This window comes from Ruegeria sp. C6, assembly GCF_056537625.1.
Window position 1 is genome coordinate 1,025,266 of sequence record NZ_JBQFRW010000001.1, and the last position, 21,828, is coordinate 1,047,093.

Consider the following 21,828-nt stretch of genomic DNA (forward strand, 5'->3'; position numbering starts at 1 on the left):
AATCATGTCCGCTGATCAACCGACTGTGCTGGTTGTTGAGGATGAATTGGCACAGCGAGAGGTGCTGGCCTACAATCTGGACGCCGAAGGGTTCCGCGTTACGCGCGCCGCTAATGGCGACGAGGCTTTGTTGTTAGTCGAAGAAGATCGCCCGGATATCATCGTTCTGGACTGGATGATGCCCAATCTGAGCGGTATCGAGGTCTGCCGCCGCCTGAAAACGCGGCCCGACACCCGATCGATCCCAATCATCATGCTGTCGGCACGTTCCGAAGAGGTCGACAAAGTGCGCGGCCTGGAAACAGGCGCGGATGACTATGTGGTCAAGCCTTACTCGGTTGTCGAATTGATGGCGCGCGTGCGAACGCAACTGCGCCGAGTGCGCCCGGCAACCGTTGGCATCCGGTTGGAGTTTGACGATATCATACTGGACTCTGAGACCCACAAGGTCAGCCGCGACAACAAGCTGTTAAAACTGGGCCCGACCGAGTTCCGGTTGCTGAGCACATTCATGGAAAAGCCCGGCCGGGTCTGGAGCCGCGAGCAGTTGCTTGACCGCGTATGGGGCCGCGATATCTACGTCGACACGCGTACTGTTGATGTTCATATCGGTCGTCTGCGCAAAGCGTTGACCCAACATGGCGGTGAAGATCCGGTGCGCACGGTGCGCGGGGCAGGGTACGCGCTCGGCTAACGCGGCAATGACTCTTCGGTCTGGGCCTGAGAAGCAAGCCAGTGTCGAAACTCTCGCAATGATCCGTCATCCGATTTTTCGCGCGGCCAAACCAGATAATATGCCCCCATCGTCTCTATCGCGTCAGGGAAGGCTGCAACCAGCCTACCTGTCGCAAGGTCTTGTTCCACCAGATAGTTTGGCAACAGGGCAACACCCAGGCCGTGCAGCGCGGCTTGGTTGATGGTGTTGAACTGGTCGTGGACGGTGCCGGGCAGGGGATGCGGGTGCGTGACACCCATCTGTTGAAACCAGTCCTGCCAGGCGCGCGGTCTTGTCTGGATATGCAGCAGCGGCAGTTTTAGCAGATCGCGGGGTGACGTCGGAGTGCCTTTGGGTAAAAGCTCGGGCGCGCAGACGGGCAAAACCCGCTCGACACTTAATAGCAAGCGATCAGTTCCGGGCCAATCAGGTTCCCCAAAATGTAAAGCCGCATCAAAGGGTTCCGAAGCAAAACTAAACGGTCGCAACCGCGTGGTCATGTTGATTGTGATATCCGGATGGCGGCGGGCGAAATCCGGCAGACGCGGTACCAGCCAGCGCATTCCGAATGTCGGCAGAATCGCCAGATTCAATGTCCCACCGACAGGGGAAATGTGCAGTTTCAGCGCCGCCTGCGCGATCTGAGACAAGGCTGGCCGAATTTCTTGTACATAGTCCTGTCCAGCCTTTGTCAGTGACAATCGCTTGCGATCACGGCTGACCAATTCTGCGTCCAAATGCGCTTCAAGCGTCTGCAGTTGCCGACTGACCGCGCTCTGCGTCAGTGCCATTTCATCCGCGACTGCCGAGGCTGATCCAAGGCGATCCAAAGCTTCAAGCGCGCGCAGCGCGGATATAGGCGGCAGGATAGGGCGCTTGGTGTCCATCTATGCGTTTTGATCATGAAACAATGCAAATGTCTCGCTGTTTTTTGAATATTTCTCAGATTATACTTGCCCAAACCTATTCAATTCGGAGAAGCAAAATGAACGCTCCAGATACAAAGCCTGTCCTGCGCGCAAAAGATGCGCCTGACCTTGGACGTTTCAACTGGGACGACCCATTTCGCTTGTCGGACCAGTTGGAAGAGGATGAACGCCTGATTGCCGACAGCGCGCGCGCTTACGCCCAGGAGAAATTGCAGCCGCGTGTCACCAAGGCTTTTGCAAACGAAGAAACCGATCCCGAGATCTTTCGTGAAATGGGTGAAATGGGCCTGTTGGGCACGACAGTCCCCGAAGAATATGGTGGGATCGGTGCAAGCTACGTATCTTATGGACTTGTGGCGCGGGAAGTTGAACGGGTGGATTCCGGCTATCGCTCGATGATGTCGGTGCAAAGCTCGTTGGTGATGTACCCGATTTTCGCCTATGGCAGCGAAGAACAGCGTCGCAAATATCTGCCGAAACTGGCAAGTGGCGAGTGGATTGGGTGTTTTGGCCTGACAGAGCCGGATGCGGGTTCGGACCCGGCGGCGATGAAGACCCGCGCCGAGAAGATTGATGGCGGGTATCGTCTGACCGGCAGCAAGATGTGGATTTCAAACGCACCGATCGCAGATGTCTATGTGGTCTGGGCCAAGTCAGATGCGCATGACGGCAAGATTCGTGGGTTCGTGCTGGATAAAGGCACCAAGGGCCTGAGCGCACCGAAGATCGAGAACAAGCTGAGCCTGCGTACTTCGATCACAGGTGAAATTGTAATGGATGGCGTTGAGGTGGGCGAGGGCGCTTTGCTTCCACATGTTCAGGGTCTCAAGGGGCCGTTCGGCTGCCTGAACCGCGCACGCTATGGTATCAGCTGGGGTGCGATGGGGGCCGCGGAATGCTGCTGGCACGCAGCGCGTCAGTACGGCTTGGATCGTAAACAGTTCAATCGACCACTTGCGCAGACCCAGTTGTTTCAACGCAAACTGGCAGAGATGCAGACCGAAATCTCTTTGGGACTGCAAGCAAGCTTGCGCGTCGGCCGTCTGATGGATCAGGCTGAAGCTGCGCCCGAGATGATCTCGATCATCAAACGTAACAATTGCGGCAAGGCATTGGACATTGCGCGGATGTCGCGTGACATGCACGGCGGCAACGGTATCTCACTTGAGTTCCAGGTGGTGCGTCACATGATCAATCTTGAGACAGTCAACACCTATGAGGGCACGCACGACGTTCATGCATTGATCCTGGGGCGGGCGCAAACCGGACTACAGGCATTTTACTGAGGCTGCACTTATTACTCGCATAATCGGTATTATGTAAAATACGTAGCAAGCGAGCCACGACTATAGAACACACATTGGTCGTGGCTTGCCAATATGTTACGCTGTGTTTGAGAAGTAAGACACGAGCTATGCAATGGTTCTGATTGGGAAGACCGTCGTCATCACTGGCGCTGCAAATGGCATAGGTAAAGGTCTTGCCAAGCGGTTCTCAGAAGAAGGTGCGCATGTAGTCTGCGCCGATATCGACCTTGCCGGCGCGCAGGCCGTGGCGGCGCAAATTGGCGGTGATGCACTCAGCTGTGATGTGTCCAAGGAAAGTGATATTCGAAATCTGATTGAGACTGTCGAGGATACGATCGCTCCGATTGATTTATTCTGTGCCAATGCGGGAATACTCACCTTAGGTGGATTTGAAGTGCCGGATGCTGAATGGGACCGCATCTGGCAGATCAACGTGATGTCTCATGTCTGGACCGCGCGGCACCTGGTCCCAAGGATGGTTGCGCGTGGTGGTGGTTATTTGATGATCACAGCATCAGCGGCTGGATTGCTCAATCAACCCGGCGCAGCCCCTTATGGCGTAACCAAACATGCGGCTGTGGGTTTTGCTGAATGGGTTGCGATGACCTATGGCGATAAAGGTCTCAGGGTTTCGGTTCTGTGTCCACAGGCCGTTCGGTCGGAGATGATACGTGGACATGAGGATTCGGTCGCCGCGATTGACGGAATAATTGAACCTGATGAGGTCGCCCAAGCCTGTGTCGAGGCGCTGGCGGATGAACGTTTTTTGATTCTTCCGCATCCACAAGTGCTTGACTATATGCGTTTAAAAACAGAAGACTACGACCGATGGTTAGGTGGAATGATGAAGCTTAATCAAAGGTTTGCTGGCAGTTCTTAGCGCGGTTTCCGTCTTCTGAGCAGGCCTTCTTGCGCGACGGATGCAACCAGTTTGCCATCCTGCGAGAAGATCGAACCCCGATTGAAGCTGCGCCCCTGCCCTGTCCACGGCGACTCCATCGAATACAGATGCCAGTTTTGAAACTGCACGGGTGCATGAAACCAGATGGCATGGTCCAGACTGGCCCCATCAATTTCACCAGTGAACCAGCTCAGCCCATGGGGCCGCATTCCGGAACTGAGCAAGCTCATATCCGAGGCATAGGCCAATAGAAGATGTTGTGTAACGGTGTCCGCGTGGTTCGCTGCGCCCATGCGAAACCAGACGTGGTTCTTGTCATCTGCCTTGGCGGGTGCAAACAGGTCCAGCGGATCGATTTCGCGCACTTCGATCGGGCGCTCGCGCAGCAATTCAGCTTTCAGCTTTTCGGGAACGCGATCCAGGTATTTTTCGCGCAATTCGTCACGCGATGGATGGTGCTCGGGCGCTTGAACGTCCGGAATCGGATGCTGATGTTCCCATCCGTCATCCTGCTTGTGAAACGAGGCCGACATGTTCAAAATTTGCTTGCCATGCTGGATCGCAACCACGCGGCGGGTTGTAAAAGAACCTCCATCGCGCGCGCGATCCACTTGATATATAACCGGAATTGACGGATCTCCGGGCCTTATGAAATAGGCGTGCAAGGAATGGCATAGACGATCCTCGACCGTCCTGTACGCTGCCGCAAGCGCTTGCGCGATCACCTGCCCGCCAAAGATACGCGTTGGTGTCTCGCCACCAGAACCGGTTCCGCGAAACAAATCGACCTCAAGCGGTTCGATATTCAGCAGATCAAGCAATATGCGTTCGGCTTCGGTCATTCGGGGCTCTCCGGCGTCTTGGCCTTTTCCGGTATCACTCAAACACCGATCATTCAACGAGCGCCGCGTGAACAAGCGCCTTTAACTCGGCTCGGGATGGATAAGAGCTGGATGGCGAGAGCTGTGTAAAAAACACAGTCGACAGCGCGTTGACCGGATCGATCCAGAAGTAGGTCGAGGCCATCCCGCCCCAGCCATAGTCGCCAACCGAGCTTGGGGCTCGGGTGCGCGCCGGGTTCAGTACCACCGCGCCTCCGATGCCAAAGCCTGTGCCTTCCATGGGTTGCTCGGCAAAGCTTTGTGGACCCATGGATGCAATATCGTCCGGTAAATGGTTGCGAAACATGAATTCTACAGTCTTCGGCCCAAGCAATCGCGCGCCATTTGCGGTTCCTTTGTTTCGCAACATCTCGGCGAACTTGCTGTAATCGTCGATGGTACTGATCAATCCGCCACCGCCAGAAAAGGTCGTTGCCGCCTCAAACGGGGACTCTCCGGCCCGATCCACCAACCGCAGTGTTTCGCCACCCGATTTTGCGGCATTCAGCGCCATGGCATCGCCTTCGAGTGGGGTGTAGAGCGAGGCAAATCGGTCCTCTGCCCCTTCAGGTACTGAAAACGCGGTTTCACTCATCCCAAGTGGTCGAAAGATGTGTTCGGTTAGAAACACGTCCAGCGGTATGCCTGATACGACTTCAATCACGCGGCCAATCACGTCGATCCCTACCGAGTACTCCCAGCGACTGCCTGGCTGAAAAGCCAGCGGCAACCCTGCCAGCACTTTAACCCGACCCGCCAGCGGGCCTTGTTTCGGGGAAAAGATCAGATCGAGCTCATCCATGGCCATTGGCAAAAGGCCGGGATTGAACGGGTAGCTCAGCCCGCTGGTGTGCGTCAGCAACTGATGCAGGCTGGGTGTCGGCGCGTCCTTGGTCTGGTTCAACTGCGTTGCACCCGGGACCAAAGCTTGCATGGTTGCAAACTCTGGCAGGAATTCAGAAACCGGGGCATCTAGATGAAACAACCCCTGTTCCACCAGCATCATCAAGGCAACGGACGTCACAGGCTTAGTCATCGAATAGATCCGAACCAGGCTATCGCGTTGGAACGCGAGGTCGGTTTCAATGCAGCGGCGGCCAAATGCGTGAAAGAATGCCTCTTGCCCGTTCTGGTGGATCAGAAGGGCGCTGCCTGCGTATTTCTGCTGCTCAACATATCTGTGCATCCATTGGCGGATGTGGGTCTGCGCGGTCGGATCAAATCCCATGAGGCAACTCCATCTTGATCAGGCCGATCTTGCCTTCGTGAGATCCGAGGCAACAGCGAATTCTGCTGATTTTTGCTGGATTTGTTGAAGGGCGCCGAGAATACTGCCTACGTTTTTTGCAGCGCAGATAATCCGTGTTGGGCGAAGACCGGCACATAGGCACCGAAAGCCTTAGCGCGTGCCGGGTCTGATGCGTTTCCATCCAAGGCCCGCTTGTAGACACCTTGCAGAATGCCGGCCATCCGAAAGAAGTTGAAAGCAAGGTAGAAGCCAAAATTCTCAATCCCCGTTAGGCCGCGGCGCGCGCAATACTCGGCGATGAAGTCCTGATCTGACGGTAGCCCAAGGCTTAACCGATCTACGCCAGCCAACCCCCGACCCTCCTTGCCCGGGGGCAGCTGCCATTGCATGATGACGGCTGCCAGGTCCGCATATGGGTGACCGATGGTCGATAGCTCCCAATCCAGCACTCCGATGCAGGCGGTGCCATGCGCCTCGAACATCAGATTGTCGATTCGGTAGTCCCCATGAACCAGTGTTCTTTGATTGTCATCCTCGGGGATCTGGCGCTCAAGCTCGGCGATCAGCTGATCCATCTCGGCGATTTTTTCGGTCTCAGAGGCGCGATATTGTTTGGTCCAGCGAGCAATTTGCCGCTCAAAATAGTTGCCTGGAGGTCCGAAATCCGAAAGACCCACCGCATCGATATCGACCATGTGCAGTTCGGCCAGTACGCGGTTCATCTCTTTCAGTACACCCGTGCGCGTCGCATTGTTTTCGCCTTTCATGACAGGGTCGACAAATGTGCGCCCTTTCAGATGCTCCATCACGTAAAAGGCAGAGCCTATGACGCTGTCATCTTCACAAAGCAGATCTACTTGCGGGACGGGCACTTTGCTACCAGCCAGCGCCGCTTGTACGCGAAATTCCCGATCCACTGCATGTGCGGATTTCAGCAATATGCCCGGCGGCTTGCGTCTCAGAACATAGGATTTGGCCGGCGTACGCAGCAGATAGGTTGGGTTCGACTGACCCACGGTGAATTTTGTAGCCTCAAGAGGGCCATGATACCCAACAAGATGCGTGTTTAGATAAGCGTCGACGGACTTGATATCCAGAGTGTTTTCAGTGTGTGTCATATATTCAGCCTGCGTATGAACCCACGGCTAAAGGGCATCGGCAAAGATATTGCCACCGGTCTGCACATTTATCCCGCCGGAGACAGGGATGGCCGCGCCAGTTACATAGCTGCCTCCGCGACCGCATAGAAACAACATGCAACCAGCGATATCCTCGGCCTGGCCAACCCGGCCCAGTGGAACACCTTTGCCGACCCGCGCGCGCTTGGTTTCGTCCTCGGTAGCAAAGGCCGTCATGCGCGATACGAATGGTCCCGGGGCCAGCGCATTCACCGTAACTCTGTAGGGTGCCAATTCTTTAGCCATGATTTTGGACAGGTGAATAACCGCCGCTTTGGACGCGGAATAGCTGTAGGCCCCGTCACCCATCGGAACTTCACCCATGACCGAACCTACATTGATGACCCGCGCAGGATCCTCGTCGGTTGCGGATTTCATCAGAAGTGGCAGCAATTTTTGGGTCAGATCAAATACGCCTGCGACATTAACCGACATGACTTTGTCCCAAGCGAAATAAGGGAACTGCCCCATCGGCGCGCCCCAAGACACACCTGCATTATTCATCAGTATATCAATCGCTTGAGTGCGACTTTTGACTTTATCTACCAGCGCATCTATACCCGCCTCACTGCTGATGTCGCCAGCAAACCCTTCGGCCGAGCCTGGCGCGTCCAGAGCGTTCAACTCTGTTGCAACCTCCTCGCATGCCTCGCCTTTGCGAGAAGCGATCAGTACATGCGCCCCGGCACGTACCAACGCCTCGGCCGCCATTCGACCGATACCGGTGGCACCCCCCGTTACCAGTGCCGTCTTTCCACTGAGCGAAAACAAAGTCTCGGGCGTCATGTGCACTCCATTCAGGCGATCTGGGATTCTGGCGTGAGGTCTTCTTGACAATACGTGCTGACAATCCAACGATTTCAAAACAGGTGAAGCAAGAGGCAAATGAAAAACATGCAGGCATTACTCAGCGTCACACCAGGCGGCCCCGAGAGTTTGGAACTGACCACCCTGCCCGATCCAACCCCTGAGTCAGATGAAATTGTATTGCGTATCCGCGCCGCCGGGGTGAACTTCCCTGATACGCTGATGATCCGGGACCTCTATCAGATAAAACCACCCCGCCCCTTTGCGCCAGGTGGTGAAATCGCCGGAGAAGTTGTCTCGGTCGGAGAAGGCGTCACAGACTTCGCGCCTGGTGATCGGGTTCTGGCGCTCACAGGGCACGGAGGGTTCGCTACGCATCTGAAGCTCAAACCAGCGACTGCCGTCAAGATACCCGACGTGATGCCGTTTGAAGATGCGGCCAGCTTTGTCTTCACCTACGGCACTTCATACCACGCCCTCAAGGACCGTGCGCTACTTAAGTCCGGCGAAAAAGTACTTGTTCTGGGGGCCGCCGGTGGCGTTGGGTCTGCGGCGATCGAGCTAGCCAAAGCGATGGGGGCACATGTGATCGCGGCGGTCTCGTCTGAAGGTAAAGCATTGTTTTGCAGAGATATTGGCGCAGACCAGACGCTGATCTACCCACGCGATCTGGACCGCGAAGCGCAAAAGGCCCTGTCCGCCGAGATAAAGGCACTGGCCCGGGGCGAAGGTGTGGATGTGGTCTACGACGCGGTCGGCGGAGACTACGCTGAGCCCGCCTTGCGAAGTATGGCATGGGGTGGGCGTTATCTGGTTGTTGGCTTTCCTGCCGGCATCCCCAGCATTCCGCTGAACCTGACTTTGCTCAAGGGCTGTCAGATCGTCGGGGTGTTCTGGGGCGCGTCCGTATTTCGCGACCCGAAAGGGCACACACAGAACCTGGCCGAGTTGTTCCGCCTATATGGTTCGGGAGAGATTTCACCCCGTATCAGTGCACAATTTCCGCTAACCCAGGCGGCAGAGGCAATTGGCATGCTCGAACGGCGCGAGGCTCTCGGTAAAGTTGTGGTCACGATGGAAGATAATTGAATAGAGGCTGGGATTGAGCCGATCCAGCAACCTGCATGCGTCAATGAAGCTCTACTCATAAGAGCGAAGGTCGCTGGACGACCTTTAAATTCATGTTTATGAAAAAAGGAAGATGGGGACAGTTTGAATATGCACAATATACTGGTTCTGAATGGTCCGAACCTGAATTTGCTTGGTACACGGCAACCCGAGGTCTACGGCGCAACGACGTTGCAGATGATCGAGGACCTGTGCGTTGCGCATGGTGAAACGCTGGGTCAAAACATAACCCATCTCCAATCCAATCACGAAGGCGCGCTGATTGATGCGATCCACGCGGCACGCGGCGTTCAGGATGGCATAGTACTGAATGCAGGCGCATTCACGCATACATCGATTGCGCTGATGGATGCGATATCTTCGGCCGAAGTACCCGTGGTTGAAGTTCATTTATCTAACATCCACGCGCGCGAGGCGTTTCGTCACAAATCGCATATCGCACCAGTCGCGATTGGACAGATCTGTGGTTTTGGCGCGCAAAGCTATGTTCTTGCACTGAACGCGATTGCCGCGCATCTGGCTGAGAGGGACACAGGATGACCCTCAAAGAGTATCTGAATTTTCTGAGCTACACGAAAACTCTGGAAGAGCTTTGGGATGCACATTGCCGCCAGATGGAAGAGTATGGCTTCGACCGGCTGTTGTATGGGTATACGCAATACCGAACTGCGACTTCGCTGGGCGATCCAGAAGACTTTGTAATCCTGACCAATCACTGCTCGGATTACTTGGAAGGGTTCCTTCAATCCGGCCTGTATTTTCACGCCCCCATGCTGAAATGGGCGCTGAACAACGAAGGCGCTGCAAGTTGGAGCATGATACAGGACATGATGTCCAGCGGGGTCATGTCGAACGAAGAGCTTCGGGTTTTTGAGTTCAATAAGTCGCGTGATATTACAGTAGGTTATACGGTCAGCTTCAACTCGGTGTCGATGCGTTCCAAAGGGGCGATTTCGCTTGCGGCACGTAATCACAGCCAGGAGGAGATGGACGAGGTTTGGAACGAGCACGGCGACGATATCCTTCTGATGAACAATGTTGCCCATCTCAAAATCCTGACCTTGCCATATCATGCCCCGAACCGCGCGCTGACCAAACGCCAGCGCGAAGCTTTGCAATGGGTCGGTGACGGAAAGACCACGCAGGACATCGCGCTATTGATGGGTTTGACTTCGGCAACGGTGGAAAAACACCTGAGACTCGCGCGTGAGGCGCTTTCGGTTGAAACAACGGCACAGGCCGTGTTGAAGGCCGCGTTGCAGAATCAGATGTTTGTGATGGAAGCATGACCCTATTTTGATGCTAATTAGCATCAAATTGACCTAGGGTAAGGAATACATGACTTTCCGAATCTCCCGATAAAATTGCAAATTGATATTGTTCCGTGAGTGGTGGCTTTAGCCAGGGAACGTTTTGATCGGATCTTTGTAATACCAAAGCTCTCTGATCGCTCTGACACCGAGGCGTCTATTCGTCCACGTCTCTTTGTCGGGATTATTGAGGGGCCCTTCCATCCCCATCATGCAGGGCCCCTCAATTCACTAATCTTCGCAAGCATTGGTTCACAGGCTTTTGACATGAAAAAAACCCGGCTGCGCTATGCAACCGGGCTCGGTATTTGTTGCAGCCTCCAACCGAAGCTGCAAAAGATTTTAGCCTTGGGCTGCCTTTGCAACTTCGGCAGCGAAGTCTTCTTTTTCGACCACGATGCCCTCGCCTACTTCCATGCGGACAAAACCGGTGATGGTAGCACCTGCTTCTTTGGCAGCCGCTTCGACGGTCAGATCAGGATTCACAACGAAGTCCTGGTTCAGCAGGGTCGCTTCGGCGACGAATTTCTTCATGCGACCGACGATCATCTTTTCGATCACCTGCTCCGGCTTGCCGGATTCGCGAGCGATGTCCATCTGGACCTGCTTCTCTTTCTCGACAACTTCCGGATCCATGTCCGCCTCGGACAGGGCCGCCGGGTTCACCGCTGCAATGTGCATTGCAACCTGCTTGCCGAAGGCTTCATCGCCGCCGGACAGAGCAACCAGAACGCCGATTTTGCCCATGCCGGTTGTCGCCGCGTTGTGAACGTAGGACACGACGGTATCGCCCGACAGTTTCGACATACGGCGGACCGACATGTTTTCACCAATGGTGGCGATCTTGTCGGTCAGGGTATCTGCAACAGACTTGCCGCCCAGATCGACAGCCAGCAGCGCGTCGACGTCATCAACACCTTCGGCTGCGTAGGTGATCTTGCCGACCATCTCTTGGAATTCGCTGTTTTTCGCAACGAAGTCGGTTTCCGAGTTCACTTCGACTGCAACACCGTTGCCGCCGTTGACGTGAACAGCAACCAGACCTTCCGCTGCAGTACGGCCCGATTTCTTGGCCGCCTTGGCCAGGCCTTTGGTGCGCAGCCAGTCAACGGCTTCGTCCATGTTGCCGCCGGTTTCGGTCAGCGCTTTTTTTGCGTCCATCATGCCTGCGCCGGTCGAGTCGCGCAGTTCTTTTACCATTGCTGCTGTGATTGCCATCTTTTGGCTCTCCTCAATTCAAACGGAATTGGGGCAGGTCTACCCTGCCCCATATGTCATTTACGTGACGGGCAGCTTACGCTTCGGCTTTGACTTCCGGTGCGGCCTCTTCAGCGGGTGCTTCTTCGGCAACCACTTCTTCAACCGGCGCCTCTTCGAACGCACCCAGGTCAACGCCAGCAGCACCCATCTGAGCGGTCATACCGTCCAGAGCGGCACGTGCGGCCAGATCGCAATACAGAGCGATTGCGCGCGCTGCGTCGTCGTTGCCGGGGATGATGTAGTCAACGCCATCGGGCGAGCAGTTGGTGTCGACAACAGCCACAACCGGGATACCCAGCTTGTTGGCTTCGGCGATAGCCAGTGCTTCTTTCTTGACGTCGATAACGAACAGCAGATCCGGAACGCCACCCATCTCGCGGATACCGCCCAGTGAAGCCTGCAGCTTGGCCTGGTCACGTTCCATGCCCAGACGCTCTTTCTTGGTCAGGCCTTCGGCACCCGATTCCATGGCTTCGTCGATCTGGTTCAGACGGTTGATCGACTGGGAAACGGTTTTCCAGTTGGTCAGCGTGCCGCCCAGCCAGCGGTGGTTCATGTAGTACTGAGCCGACTTTTCAGCGGCATCTGCGATCGGCTGAGCTGCCTGACGCTTGGTGCCTACGAACAGAACGCGGCCACCTTTTGCGACGGTATCACGAACAGCCTGCAGAGCCTGATCCAGCATCGGAACGGTCTGAGTCAGGTCCATGATGTGGATGCCATTGCGCGAGCCGTAGATGAACGGGCCCATGCGGGGATTCCAACGCTGTGTCTGGTGACCAAAGTGAACGCCAGCTTCTAGCAGCTGACGCATGGTGAACTCGGGAAGAGCCATGCTTTACTTTCCTTTTCCGGTTTACGCCTCGGCGGGGGTGAAAGAAGCGGATGCTCCAACCGGCGGGCCAGATAAGGATGTCTCCCTCAAAAAGCCCAAACCCCGCCTGCGGGTTTGAATGGCGCGCGTATACGGCAGGTTTAGCATCAGTGCAAGGGCCAAATGCCCCTATTTTTCAAGCCGCGCCAGTGAATGCGCATGACGTACCGCGTCTTCGCAATGGGCTGCCAGAGCTTTGCGGTTTTCAAAGTCGCTAACCTTGGCTGGCGCGTGGTAGATCAATTCCACGGTGCCTTGTCGAAGTGCCCCCAAAGTCTTAAGCAAATGCGGTCCGAAATCCATGTCGCCCCACCAGCCATAAAACCTATCGGGCTGACCTTGGGGAGCGTGAAAGATGACCGAAACCGGTTGAACATACATGAATTCCCGCAGCTCTTCAGTGAAGAACGCGGCAAAGAGTGTTGTTTTAAAGGGTAAAACTCGCTGTCCGTCGGTCGAGGTGCCTTCAGGAAAGAACAACAGCTTGTGCCCGGCTTTCAGACGTTCCTCGAAAATCCGGGTCTGCTCGCGGGCTTTCTTGCGATCACGTTCGATAAAGACCGTACCCGTCGCGCGTGCCAGCCAGCCGATGCCGGGCCATTTTGCAACTTCGGCTTTCGATACGAAATACACGCGCTTACGCGCATTCAGCGCAAAGATATCCAACCACGACGTATGGTTTGCAACCACAGCGCCGCGTTCCTGCATGAGCGCGCCAGAGGTGCGAAATCTGATCCCGAGAATTCGAAATGCATTGCGACAAACGAACTGAGAAATGAACGGTGTCACCGGCCGTTGAACGCCATAAAGCGGTCGCTCGATGAGACGTATGGCCAATAAGACGAACAGCCCCCCAAAAACCAAAAGGGCCAGCGGCAGACCGCGAAGTATCACCAGGACCCAACCTAAGAAACCAAGCTCAATTGGATCAGGAGCGTCTTCACTTTGCCACGATGGGTCGCTCACAGGGTTATGCTCCACCATAAATACGCCGCTGACGCTCATTCATGCGGGCTGTGTCAAGGATCAGACACACATCGGTTGTGTTGAAGGCATGATCGATAAATGCCCCCTCGCCCACGAATCCACCGAGGCGAAGGTAGGCCTTGATGAGAGACGGCACTTGAACCATCGCCGCGCGCCGATCCAGCGCGTTGGGTGCCAAAAGGTCCATTGATTGAAATACCTCTGGCTGGGCCCGAACCCGCAAATCCAGCGGGGCAAGATGGTTGTGATGCAGCATCGACAGCGGCTGCGCCAATTTGCTCACGTCGGTTCCGTGGAAACTCGCGACCCCGAACAAGATCTCAATACCACGCTCAGTGACGTATGCAGCCAGACCATTCCACAGATGATACATCGCCGTGCCACCACGATAATCCGGATGCACGCACGAGCGTCCAAGCTCCAACAGCTTGCGCCCGCTTTGTTTCAGAACGGTGAGATCGTATTCATCCTCGGAGTAGAATTGCCCCAGTTCGGCAGCTCGCTCACCAGGAAGCAGTCGATAGACGCCGATCACCTCTCCAGATGAATCGTCGATGGCGAGCATATGATCGAAGTATGGATCGAACCGATCCTTCTCGAGCCCCGCCTCATGATCCACCATCTCGCCGCCACCGCCCAATTCCTGAACAAACACGTCATAGCGCAGACGTTGGGCCGCCCGCAGTTCAACCTCGGTATTGGCCAATTTGACAGTGAATGAGGGGCCTTCGTCTGGCATCAAGAAAATTCCATCGATCGCGGTTGCGCGCTGATAACGCGATTGCTCGGCCAAAGGCAACAAGCCCGCGTTTTGCCCGAGTTGTTAACCTTTCCTAAACCAGTTTCACGGATCAAAGACCGGCATCAGGGCTATGCGTGTCCCGTCGATCACCACTTTCCCCTGCTCGCGAAAGTTAACGGTGATCTTGCCTCCGATATTGGACTGCACTTGTCCAACGCCCCAATCGGGGAAATCGGGGTGGCGGACATACATGCCCGGTGCAAGAATGGCATTCAGATCTGTCATGTTGGGCTCCGGGTCCAATGGCAGGTGCAGCAGGAGGTACGCATGGGCGCGTCAGACGTCAACCTGGCCGAATTGATCGGCTCTCGGATCTGTCATGATCTGATCAGCCCCATTGGGGCAATTACCAACGGGCTTGAGCTGTTGGAGATGGTTGGCGCAGTCCAAGGCCCTGAAATGGAGCTGATTTCAGGCAGCGTTCGCAGTGCAGGCGCCCGCATCCGGTTTTTCCGCGTTGCCTTTGGATCAGCAAGCGATCAGCCATTGGGTCGCACCGAAGTGGTCGAGCTTCTTAAAGATGTGGAAAAGGCCGGGCGCCTGCGGATCAGTTGGAACCTGACCGAACCTGTCCCGCGCAATCAGGTTAAACTCGCGTTTCTGGCTGTGATGTGCTGTGAAAATGCGATGCCCTTCGGCGGCGAAGTGGAAATCGAAACTCAGGGCGACGCATGGACGGTGACTGGCGTTGCTGACAAGCTGAACCTCAATACGGGACTGTGGAAAGGGATTGGCTCGGGGCGATTTACCGAAAAACTAAGCCCGGCGCAGGTTCAATTTGCCCTGCTGCCGGATACAGCCTCGACGATGGGTCGCAGAATCACGGTAGAAACGACCGCAACCCAGGTGACACTGCGGTTTTAGTGCCGCGTGGTCCCGTTTCCGCGTACCAGATACTTAAAACTGGTCAACTGAGCGGCACCGACAGGACCGCGCGCGTGCATCTTGCCGGTGGCGATACCAATCTCAGCACCCATGCCAAACTCACCGCCATCCGCGAATTGGGTCGAGGCGTTATGCATCAGGATTGCGCTGTCAAGCCGTTCGAAGAAGTGCTCGGCGGCCGCAGTATCCTCGGTCATAATGCAATCGGTGTGGCTTGAGCCAAACTGCCGGATATGCGCAATCGCGGCGTCGATATCTGCTACGGGCCGTGCAGCGATGATACTATCTAGGTACTCTTTGCCCCAGTCATCATCCGACGCAGGAATGGTGTTTTCATTGGCCAAAACGCCTTCGGCATGCACTTCAACACCCGCAGCTTGAAGAGCAGCGATCAGATCACGGCCCAGTGTTTCTGCAACGTCTTGATGGATCAGCAAGCATTCTGCCGCGCCACAGATACCGGTGCGCCGGGTTTTGGCGTTCAACACAACATCCAGCGTCTTCTGGGGATCGGCGGCTTTATCAACATAAATATGAACGATGCCTTCGAGATGCGCAAAGACGGGCACGCGCGCCTCGCGTTGCACAAGACCCACCAATCCTTTGCCACCTCGGGGAACGATGACGTCGACATAATCAGTCATGGTCAAAAGCTCTTGCACCGCAGCCCGGTCGCGAGTCGGCACCAGTTGAATGGCGTCTTCGGGCAAGCTAGCAGCTGCTAGCCCCTCAACCAGACAGGCATGGATCGCGGTTGACGAATGAAAGCTCTCAGACCCGCCGCGCAAGATCACGGCGTTCCCGGATTTCAGGCACAATGCACCCGCATCCGCCGTCACGTTGGGACGGCTTTCGTAGATCACGCCGATCACACCCAAAGGCGTGCGCACACGCTGAATGTTGAGGCCCGAGGCCATGTCCCATTCGGCCAACACCTCACCCACAGGATCGGTCTGATCGGCAACGGTGCGCAGCCCGTCAACCATGCCCTGAACGCGTGCTTCATCCAGCATCAAGCGGTCCATCATCGCGGGGCTCAAACCCTTTTCTCGCCCGAACTCCAAATCCTTCTTGTTCGCTTCGATAATGTCGGCACGTTTGTGCCAAACGGCGTCTGCGGCTGTGATCAGCGCAGCGTGCTTGCGTTCTGCGGTGGCAAAAGCAAGCTCTTGCGAGGCTGCTTTGGCGCGCGCACCAAGGTCGGCCATCATTGCGGGAATGTTGTCGAAATCCTTCATCTCAAGCGCCTTTCGGTCTCAGTTTATCAAATCACGCCCTTACAGCGCCAGATCGTCCCGGTGGATCAGGGCCGCGCGGCCTGGATAGCCTAGCGTCGCCTCGATTTCTGACGATTTACGTCCTTTGATCGCATCCGCCTCTTGCGCGGTATAGCGACTTAGCCCCTGTGCCAGCCTCCGCGCCTGCGCATCCAGAACAGCGACGGGATCGCCGCGACCGAAATCACCCGTGACCTCGACAATGCCAGCGGGCAACAGGCTTTTGCCATTGGAAAGCGCCCTTGCCGCGCCGTCATCGATCACGATCTCTCCGCGCGGTTTCATCGCCGAAATCCAGCGTTTCCGGGCTGCATGCGGATCGAGCGTGGCCGTGAACCAAGTGCAGCTCGCTCCATTTTCAAGCGTTTTCAGCGGGTTCAGGGGTGATCCTTCAGTTATCGCCATATCGCAGCCAGCTGCGGTTGCCATCTTGGCAGCCAACAGCTTGGTCTTCATGCCGCCCTTTGACAGCCCCGATCCCGCGTCACCTGCCATGGCCTCGATCTCGGGCGTGATCTGTTTGATCACGTCATACCGGGTGGCTGTCGTGTCCTCGTTGGGATTGCCCGAATAGAACCCGTCGACATCTGAAAGCAGGATCAACTGATCCGCGCCGATGGTCACGGCGATTTGCGCTGCCAGCCGGTCATTGTCGCCATACCGGATCTCATCCGTGGCGACTGTATCGTTTTCGTTGACAATCGGAACAACACCCAGGCTCAGCAGCGTTTCCAGCGTTGCCCGGGAATTCAGATAACGCCGCCGATCCGCGCTGTCTTCCAACGTGACCAACACCTGAGCGGTTTTGATCTCATGCGGCGTCAACGCTTCTTCATACGCACGGGCCAGCCGAATTTGTCCAACCGCCGCAGCGGCCTGTGACTGTTCCAGCGGCAGATTCTGCATCGGCAGGCCAAGTACACCTCGACCCAACGCGATTGACCCGGACGAAACCAGAACAACATCCGTCCCCTGCCCTTTCAGCCAAGCCACGTCCTGCGCCAGCGATTTCAGCCAATCCGACCTGAGCAATCCCGTATCCCGGTCGACCAACAAGGCCGATCCGATCTTGACCACCAGGCGGCGGGCATGGGTCAGGGTTGCCAAGGCGTGGCCTCCTCGGCGGGTTTCTGGCGCAGGCGGTTTTCATCGATCTGAGCCCGCAAGGACCGCAGCACCTCGGTCACGCCCAAATGCGCAACGCCTGACATGGTTATGACCGGGCCGCGAACGGTTTCTTCCAGTTCGGCCTTGATCAGTTCGCGTTCCTCATCGTCCAGAGCGTCGATCTTGTTCAATACGGTGATACGCGGCTTATCCGCCAGCTCTCCGCCATAGGCCTCAAGCTCGGTGATGATTGTGCGATAGTCATCGACCACAGTTTCCGAGGTGCCGTCGACCAGATGCAACAGTACCGCGCAGCGTTCCACGTGGCCAAGAAACCGGTCACCGATTCCACGCCCCTCATGCGCGCCTTCGATCAGACCTGGAATGTCGGCAACGACGAACTCCACGTTATCGACACCGACAACGCCCAGATTGGGGTGCAGCGTAGTAAAGGGATAGTCGGCGATTTTGGGCCGTGCATTGGATGTGGCAGCCAAGAAAGTTGATTTCCCGGCGTTGGGCATGCCCAAAAGACCCACATCCGCAATCAGCTTCAGCCGCAGCCAGATGGTGCGGTCGATCCCCGCCTGCCCCGGATTGGCGCGGCGCGGGGCCTGATTGGTCGCGGATTTGAAATGCAGGTTGCCAAAGCCGCCGTTGCCGCCTTTTGCCAGCAAAAACCTCTGGCCAACCTCGGTCAGGTCACAAATCACGGTCTCTTCGTCTTCGTCCAGAATCTCGGTTCCGACGGGAACGCGCAGGATGATGTCGTCACCATCCTTACCGGTGCGTTGCTGACCGCGACCGGGTTGGCCGTTCTTGGCGAAGAAATGCTGTTGATAGCGAAAGTCGATCAGGGTGTTCAGCCCGTCCACAACTTCGGCCCAAACAGACCCACCCTTACCGCCGTCCCCACCATCGGGTCCGCCGTATTCGATGTACTTTTCACGTCTAAAGCTGACGCAGCCGCCACCTCCGGCCCCGGACCGGATGTAGACCTTTGCAAGATCGAGAAATTTCATAGCTGTCCCCTACTGCAAAGGCCCCATCGGCCACAAGTCAGAGTTTCTTTGTATAGGTCCAGGTGGGCACATTCGCATCGCGCGCCACCGAATAGGTTTCCGCATCGCCAAGATACTGGAATCCGCAATGGGTCAGAACCCGGGCCGAGGCCGGGTTGTCCTGGAACACGCTGGCGAACATGGTCGCGTTTTCCAGCGGATTGGCGTTGACCAGCGTTTCAACGGCCAGCGATGCAATGCCGGTGTTCCAATACACCGGGGCGACCCAATAGCCGACCTCGGACTGGTTGCGATCCAGCCGAGTCAATGAAATCAGTCCGATCAGCTCCGGGCCACCATCCTTTGTGGCATCCATTGCCCAGACATCCTCGTCCCGGTCTTCGGCCATCGCGCGCATCACAAACGCCTCAATCGAGCCGGGTGGCAATGGATGCGGGATCGATGTCGTCATGCGCGCCACACGCTCATCGCCTGCGTAATGCTCAATGAGACCCAAATCCGACCGACGCAGAGGGCGAAGGTCGAACCGCTCGGTTTCAATGACCGGCTGATTTATTATTGCCTCAATCTTCATGAGTGCGTTCCTCCTCCGAACAACACAAAAAGTACGGACGCAACTGTCAAACTGGCTAACGTCCACATCAGATATTTTTCTGCAGGCCGACCTTCAACCGCATGGGCGATCCGATCTCCTGCAAATGTCCAGATCGGGTGCAATACGATCTGGCAGATTAACAAACAGAGAGCGATCGTGAGGGTCGCCTCAAAACTGGGTGTTCCTGTTGCCACAAACCCGGTGAAACCTGCGATAATCATTGCCCAAGCCTTAGGGTTAAGCGGATGCACTATTAACCCCGCCAGAAAACCGGGCACTTGCTTATCCGATTGACCTCGGGAAAGCCGCAGATTGGCAATTTTCCACGCGAGCCAGCAAATATATGCAGCAGAAGCATATTTGAGTGTCTCGAACACCAACGGCACCTGATCAGCCAGTTGCATCAGGCCAAAACCAACCGGCCAGATGATCAGCTGTTTGCCCAGAATGACCCCGCCCACAAAGGGTAGAGCCGACCGAAAGCCATAACGCGCACCTGTTCCCAGCAGGACCATATTGGCCGGTCCCGGCGTGCCGACCTGCGAAGCGGCAAAAATCAGGAAACTGGTGGTTGCGACTGTCATCGGTTCTGGTGATCACGACTGCGTTAAAACGAAAAAGGGACCGGCACTTTGTGCCGGTCCCCCATGAATTTTTCTTAAACCTTCTGGGTTTCGGCTTACTCTGCGGCCTCCGCCACTGGCAGGACCGAAATAAAGGTGCGGTTTTTAAGTCCCTTATGGAACTTCACGGCGCCATCGACAGTTGCAAAGATGGTATGGTCTTTGCCCATGCCTACGCCTTCGCCCGGCCAGAACTTGGTGCCGCGCTGACGCACGATGATGTTGCCTGCGATGGCGGCCTGGCCACCATACAGTTTCACGCCAAGGCGACGACCAGCTGAGTCGCGACCGTTACGGGAGGAACCGCCAGCTTTCTTATGTGCCATTCTCTCTCTCCTTAGCCCTGAGCCAGCTCTTTGGCTTGCTCAACCCATTCGGGTTTCACTTTGATGGTGTCGATAGCAGCAATCTGCTCGTCCGACAAGGCGGCCAGAGCGGCAAAGCTTTCGATACCGGCTTCAACCAGCTTTTTGGCAGCGGCAGGGCCGACACCATTAAGAGCTGTCAGATCGTCAGCGGCAGCAGCTGCGGCGGGTGCCTCTGCTTTGGCTTCAGCTTTCTTGGCAGGCTTTTTCGCTACCGGAGCAGCTTCGCCAGCCGGTGCCGAACCGGTTGCAGCTTTGATGCCCGACTTGTCAGCGCCCGACGACAGGATGTCGGTGATTTTGACCAGAGTCAGTTTCTGACGGTGACCAACGGTACGCTTCGAGCTGTGCTTACGACGGCGCTTGACGAACTTGATGACCTTGTCACCTTTGATCTGTTCGATCACTTCGGCCTGTACGCCTGCCCCTTCAACGAAAGGTGCACCAACAACCGGTGCGTCGCCGCCCAGCATCAGAACATCGTTGAATTGAACTTTTTCACCTGCGTCGGCAGCCAGCTTTTCAACACGGAGCACATCGCCCGCCTGAACCTTGTACTGCTTGCCGCCAGTCTTGAGGACCGCAAACATGCGTCTTTCCTTTGTCTAACCGCGTTCTGTGGTCCCCGATTGGGTGTTTCCGGCTTTCGCCACCTCGAACAGCGCGCCCTTTTCGGGCTGTGTGAATGACCTTTGGCACATGCCATCAGGTCAAAGAATAACGATACCCGGCGCGGAAAGCCGGCCGGGATGCGCGCTTATCGAAGCATTCATGAAGAAAGTCAACCAAAAATCCGCAGCTTTGAGATCCGAAAATCTGCGGCTCAGAGATCCGACGCTTTCATGGCTTGCGCAACGGATTGCCCAAGCTGGTAAGAGATGCCGTTTAGCATTTCATCAAAACCCATGAACAAAGCGGAATTCAAGGCACGACCCGCATCGGTGCGGGAAAAGGCGATGTTCTCTCGCATCTGAGACTCGTTCAACGGCTGATAGGCCAATAAAAGGAACGAGTACATCCATTCAGTTGTCTCCGCCCTGGTGTTCTCATGCTGAGTTAGCAGTTCCTGCAACACGGATGCATCGTCAAACAGGGCGCTTTGCCCAGAGGCAAGTCCTTGGTAAAAACTATAATCAGCGCTGATGGTGCCTTGCACATTTTTCTCGATCAGGTCGTTGACCTGCACATATTCATCTACAAGACGAAAAAACATGCCCTCGCGATCAGCCTGTTCGTAAGCGCTGCGTGCCATCTCTTCGATCGCGTCATCTGCAATGGCCCGGCGCGCCGAGTTTTCCAGAGAAACGATGCTTTGCCCCAGTTCGCTTTCAAAAAAGATCGAAGCTTGTTCTAGCTGCACATCGGACATCATCTCGCCAACCGACAGCGAAAGTTGTTGGTGCATCGTGGTCGGATCGTACAAATCCTCAACTTGCGCCAAAAAATAGGCTCCTCCTGAGCTGCCCAGCATCGACTCGTTGATTGCATGCCCTTGCGCCACGCCTTCTTCACTAAGAATTTTCATAAAATCCAAAATATGCATCGCCTGCATCAGTCTTTCAGCACGCTCGCTTGCGGCCAGAGGCAGCGCCCAGATCGTCAAACAGAGTGCCGTAGCTAAAACTC

General features: G+C 55.9%; 25 protein-coding genes. 7 read left to right on the top strand and 18 right to left on the bottom strand.

The features are described from left to right. Positions 1–4: 4 nt before the first annotated feature. Positions 5–694, top strand: a complete 690-nt coding sequence (gene phoB / locus ACR0MJ_RS05065) for a phosphate regulon transcriptional regulator PhoB (RefSeq protein WP_039535547.1) — start codon at positions 5–7, stop codon at positions 692–694. Here the strand turns inward: phoB and ACR0MJ_RS05070 are convergent. After that, positions 691–1,602 (bottom strand): LysR substrate-binding domain-containing protein, encoded by a 912-nt coding sequence (locus ACR0MJ_RS05070; RefSeq protein ID WP_480759604.1) that lies wholly within the window; start codon positions 1,600–1,602, stop codon positions 691–693. The genes phoB and ACR0MJ_RS05070 overlap by 4 nt on opposite strands. A gap of 98 nt (positions 1,603–1,700) precedes the next feature. Here ACR0MJ_RS05070 and ACR0MJ_RS05075 point away from each other — a divergent pair, with 98 nt between their 5' ends. Together ACR0MJ_RS05075 and ACR0MJ_RS05080 are read left to right on the top strand one after the other, a co-directional pair. Next, on the top strand, positions 1,701–2,930 hold the full coding sequence (locus ACR0MJ_RS05075; RefSeq protein WP_170562735.1) for an acyl-CoA dehydrogenase: 1,230 nt from the start codon (positions 1,701–1,703) through the stop codon (positions 2,928–2,930). A gap of 133 nt (positions 2,931–3,063) precedes the next feature. Further along, positions 3,064–3,831: an SDR family oxidoreductase gene (locus ACR0MJ_RS05080; protein ID WP_480759607.1), complete on the top strand. Its 768-nt coding sequence runs from the start codon at positions 3,064–3,066 to the stop codon at positions 3,829–3,831. Here the strand turns inward: ACR0MJ_RS05080 and ACR0MJ_RS05085 are convergent. The 4 genes from ACR0MJ_RS05085 to ACR0MJ_RS05100 form a co-directional block, all read right to left on the bottom strand. Beyond that, positions 3,828–4,694 carry an acyl-CoA thioesterase gene (locus ACR0MJ_RS05085; protein WP_170393070.1) on the bottom strand — a complete coding sequence of 289 codons (867 nt, stop codon included), beginning with the start codon at positions 4,692–4,694 and terminating at the stop codon, positions 3,828–3,830. The genes ACR0MJ_RS05080 and ACR0MJ_RS05085 overlap by 4 nt on opposite strands. A gap of 49 nt (positions 4,695–4,743) precedes the next feature. Beyond that, on the bottom strand, positions 4,744–5,961 hold the full coding sequence (locus ACR0MJ_RS05090; protein ID WP_480759610.1) for a serine hydrolase domain-containing protein: 1,218 nt from the start codon (positions 5,959–5,961) through the stop codon (positions 4,744–4,746). Between the two features lie 107 nt (positions 5,962–6,068). Next, complete coding sequence (locus ACR0MJ_RS05095) at positions 6,069–7,100, bottom strand: phosphotransferase family protein (protein ID WP_480759611.1); 1,032 nt, start codon at positions 7,098–7,100, stop codon at positions 6,069–6,071. 27 nt (positions 7,101–7,127) lie between these two features. Continuing rightward, positions 7,128–7,946 carry an SDR family NAD(P)-dependent oxidoreductase gene (locus tag ACR0MJ_RS05100; protein ID WP_480759613.1) on the bottom strand — a complete coding sequence of 273 codons (819 nt, stop codon included), beginning with the start codon at positions 7,944–7,946 and terminating at the stop codon, positions 7,128–7,130. Between the two features lie 108 nt (positions 7,947–8,054). Between ACR0MJ_RS05100 and ACR0MJ_RS05105 the strand changes: the two genes are divergently transcribed. From ACR0MJ_RS05105 to ACR0MJ_RS05115, 3 genes are all read left to right on the top strand, one after another. Beyond that, positions 8,055–9,056: an NADPH:quinone oxidoreductase family protein gene (locus ACR0MJ_RS05105; protein ID WP_480760297.1), complete on the top strand. Its 1,002-nt coding sequence runs from the start codon at positions 8,055–8,057 to the stop codon at positions 9,054–9,056. A gap of 129 nt (positions 9,057–9,185) precedes the next feature. Continuing rightward, positions 9,186–9,635 carry a type II 3-dehydroquinate dehydratase gene (gene aroQ, locus ACR0MJ_RS05110; RefSeq protein ID WP_170509909.1) on the top strand — a complete coding sequence of 150 codons (450 nt, stop codon included), beginning with the start codon at positions 9,186–9,188 and terminating at the stop codon, positions 9,633–9,635. Further along, positions 9,632–10,384: an autoinducer binding domain-containing protein gene (locus tag ACR0MJ_RS05115; protein WP_480759618.1), complete on the top strand. Its 753-nt coding sequence runs from the start codon at positions 9,632–9,634 to the stop codon at positions 10,382–10,384. Before aroQ ends, ACR0MJ_RS05115 begins: the two co-directional genes overlap by 4 nt. Before the next feature lie 363 nt (positions 10,385–10,747). Here ACR0MJ_RS05115 and tsf read toward each other — a convergent pair whose 3' ends face one another. The 5 genes from tsf to ACR0MJ_RS05140 form a co-directional block, all read right to left on the bottom strand. Continuing rightward, positions 10,748–11,623, bottom strand: a complete 876-nt coding sequence (tsf, locus tag ACR0MJ_RS05120) for a translation elongation factor Ts (RefSeq protein ID WP_480759620.1) — start codon at positions 11,621–11,623, stop codon at positions 10,748–10,750. Between the two features lie 76 nt (positions 11,624–11,699). After that, positions 11,700–12,500: a 30S ribosomal protein S2 gene (gene rpsB / locus ACR0MJ_RS05125; RefSeq protein ID WP_170405761.1), complete on the bottom strand. Its 801-nt coding sequence runs from the start codon at positions 12,498–12,500 to the stop codon at positions 11,700–11,702. Between the two features lie 168 nt (positions 12,501–12,668). Then, positions 12,669–13,523 carry a lyso-ornithine lipid O-acyltransferase gene (gene olsA, locus ACR0MJ_RS05130; protein WP_480760299.1) on the bottom strand — a complete coding sequence of 285 codons (855 nt, stop codon included), beginning with the start codon at positions 13,521–13,523 and terminating at the stop codon, positions 12,669–12,671. Beyond that, entirely contained in the window at positions 13,510–14,265 is a 756-nt protein-coding gene (gene olsB / locus ACR0MJ_RS05135; protein WP_480569703.1) for an L-ornithine N(alpha)-acyltransferase, read from the bottom strand. The genes olsA and olsB overlap by 14 nt, the downstream gene beginning before the upstream one ends. 105 nt (positions 14,266–14,370) lie before the next feature. Continuing rightward, positions 14,371–14,553 (bottom strand): DUF3553 domain-containing protein, encoded by a 183-nt coding sequence (locus ACR0MJ_RS05140; protein WP_010440107.1) that lies wholly within the window; start codon positions 14,551–14,553, stop codon positions 14,371–14,373. A 42-nt stretch (positions 14,554–14,595) separates the two neighbouring features. On the opposite strand from ACR0MJ_RS05140, the gene ACR0MJ_RS05145 reads away from it, so the two are divergent. Next, positions 14,596–15,192, top strand: coding sequence for a histidine phosphotransferase family protein (locus ACR0MJ_RS05145; RefSeq protein ID WP_480759623.1), 597 nt, complete (start codon positions 14,596–14,598; stop codon positions 15,190–15,192). Here ACR0MJ_RS05145 and ACR0MJ_RS05150 read toward each other — a convergent pair. The 8 genes from ACR0MJ_RS05150 to ACR0MJ_RS05185 form a co-directional block, all read right to left on the bottom strand. Beyond that, positions 15,189–16,451, bottom strand: a complete 1,263-nt coding sequence (locus ACR0MJ_RS05150) for a glutamate-5-semialdehyde dehydrogenase (RefSeq protein WP_480759625.1) — start codon at positions 16,449–16,451, stop codon at positions 15,189–15,191. The two genes, ACR0MJ_RS05145 and ACR0MJ_RS05150, sit on opposite strands and share 4 nt — an antisense overlap. A 39-nt stretch (positions 16,452–16,490) precedes the next feature. After that, positions 16,491–17,597 carry a glutamate 5-kinase gene (gene proB / locus ACR0MJ_RS05155; protein ID WP_170393083.1) on the bottom strand — a complete coding sequence of 369 codons (1,107 nt, stop codon included), beginning with the start codon at positions 17,595–17,597 and terminating at the stop codon, positions 16,491–16,493. Further along, positions 17,585–18,619: a GTPase ObgE gene (gene obgE, locus ACR0MJ_RS05160; protein WP_480759628.1), complete on the bottom strand. Its 1,035-nt coding sequence runs from the start codon at positions 18,617–18,619 to the stop codon at positions 17,585–17,587. The genes proB and obgE overlap by 13 nt, the downstream gene beginning before the upstream one ends. A 37-nt stretch (positions 18,620–18,656) precedes the next feature. Then, positions 18,657–19,193, bottom strand: a complete 537-nt coding sequence (locus ACR0MJ_RS05165) for a GNAT family N-acetyltransferase (protein ID WP_170393085.1) — start codon at positions 19,191–19,193, stop codon at positions 18,657–18,659. Then, positions 19,190–19,798, bottom strand: a complete 609-nt coding sequence (locus ACR0MJ_RS05170) for a LysE family translocator (protein ID WP_170595640.1) — start codon at positions 19,796–19,798, stop codon at positions 19,190–19,192. Before ACR0MJ_RS05170 ends, ACR0MJ_RS05165 begins: the two co-directional genes overlap by 4 nt. 95 nt (positions 19,799–19,893) lie before the next feature. Beyond that, a complete protein-coding gene (rpmA, locus tag ACR0MJ_RS05175) occupies positions 19,894–20,163 on the bottom strand; it encodes a 50S ribosomal protein L27 (RefSeq protein ID WP_010440093.1) in 270 nt (89 codons plus the stop codon). Between the two features lie 11 nt (positions 20,164–20,174). Then, on the bottom strand, positions 20,175–20,792 hold the full coding sequence (locus tag ACR0MJ_RS05180; protein WP_170421606.1) for a 50S ribosomal protein L21: 618 nt from the start codon (positions 20,790–20,792) through the stop codon (positions 20,175–20,177). A 233-nt stretch (positions 20,793–21,025) separates the two neighbouring features. Further along, complete coding sequence (locus ACR0MJ_RS05185; RefSeq protein ID WP_480759632.1) at positions 21,026–21,805, bottom strand: DUF2059 domain-containing protein; 780 nt, start codon at positions 21,803–21,805, stop codon at positions 21,026–21,028. Positions 21,806–21,828 lie beyond the last annotated feature (23 nt).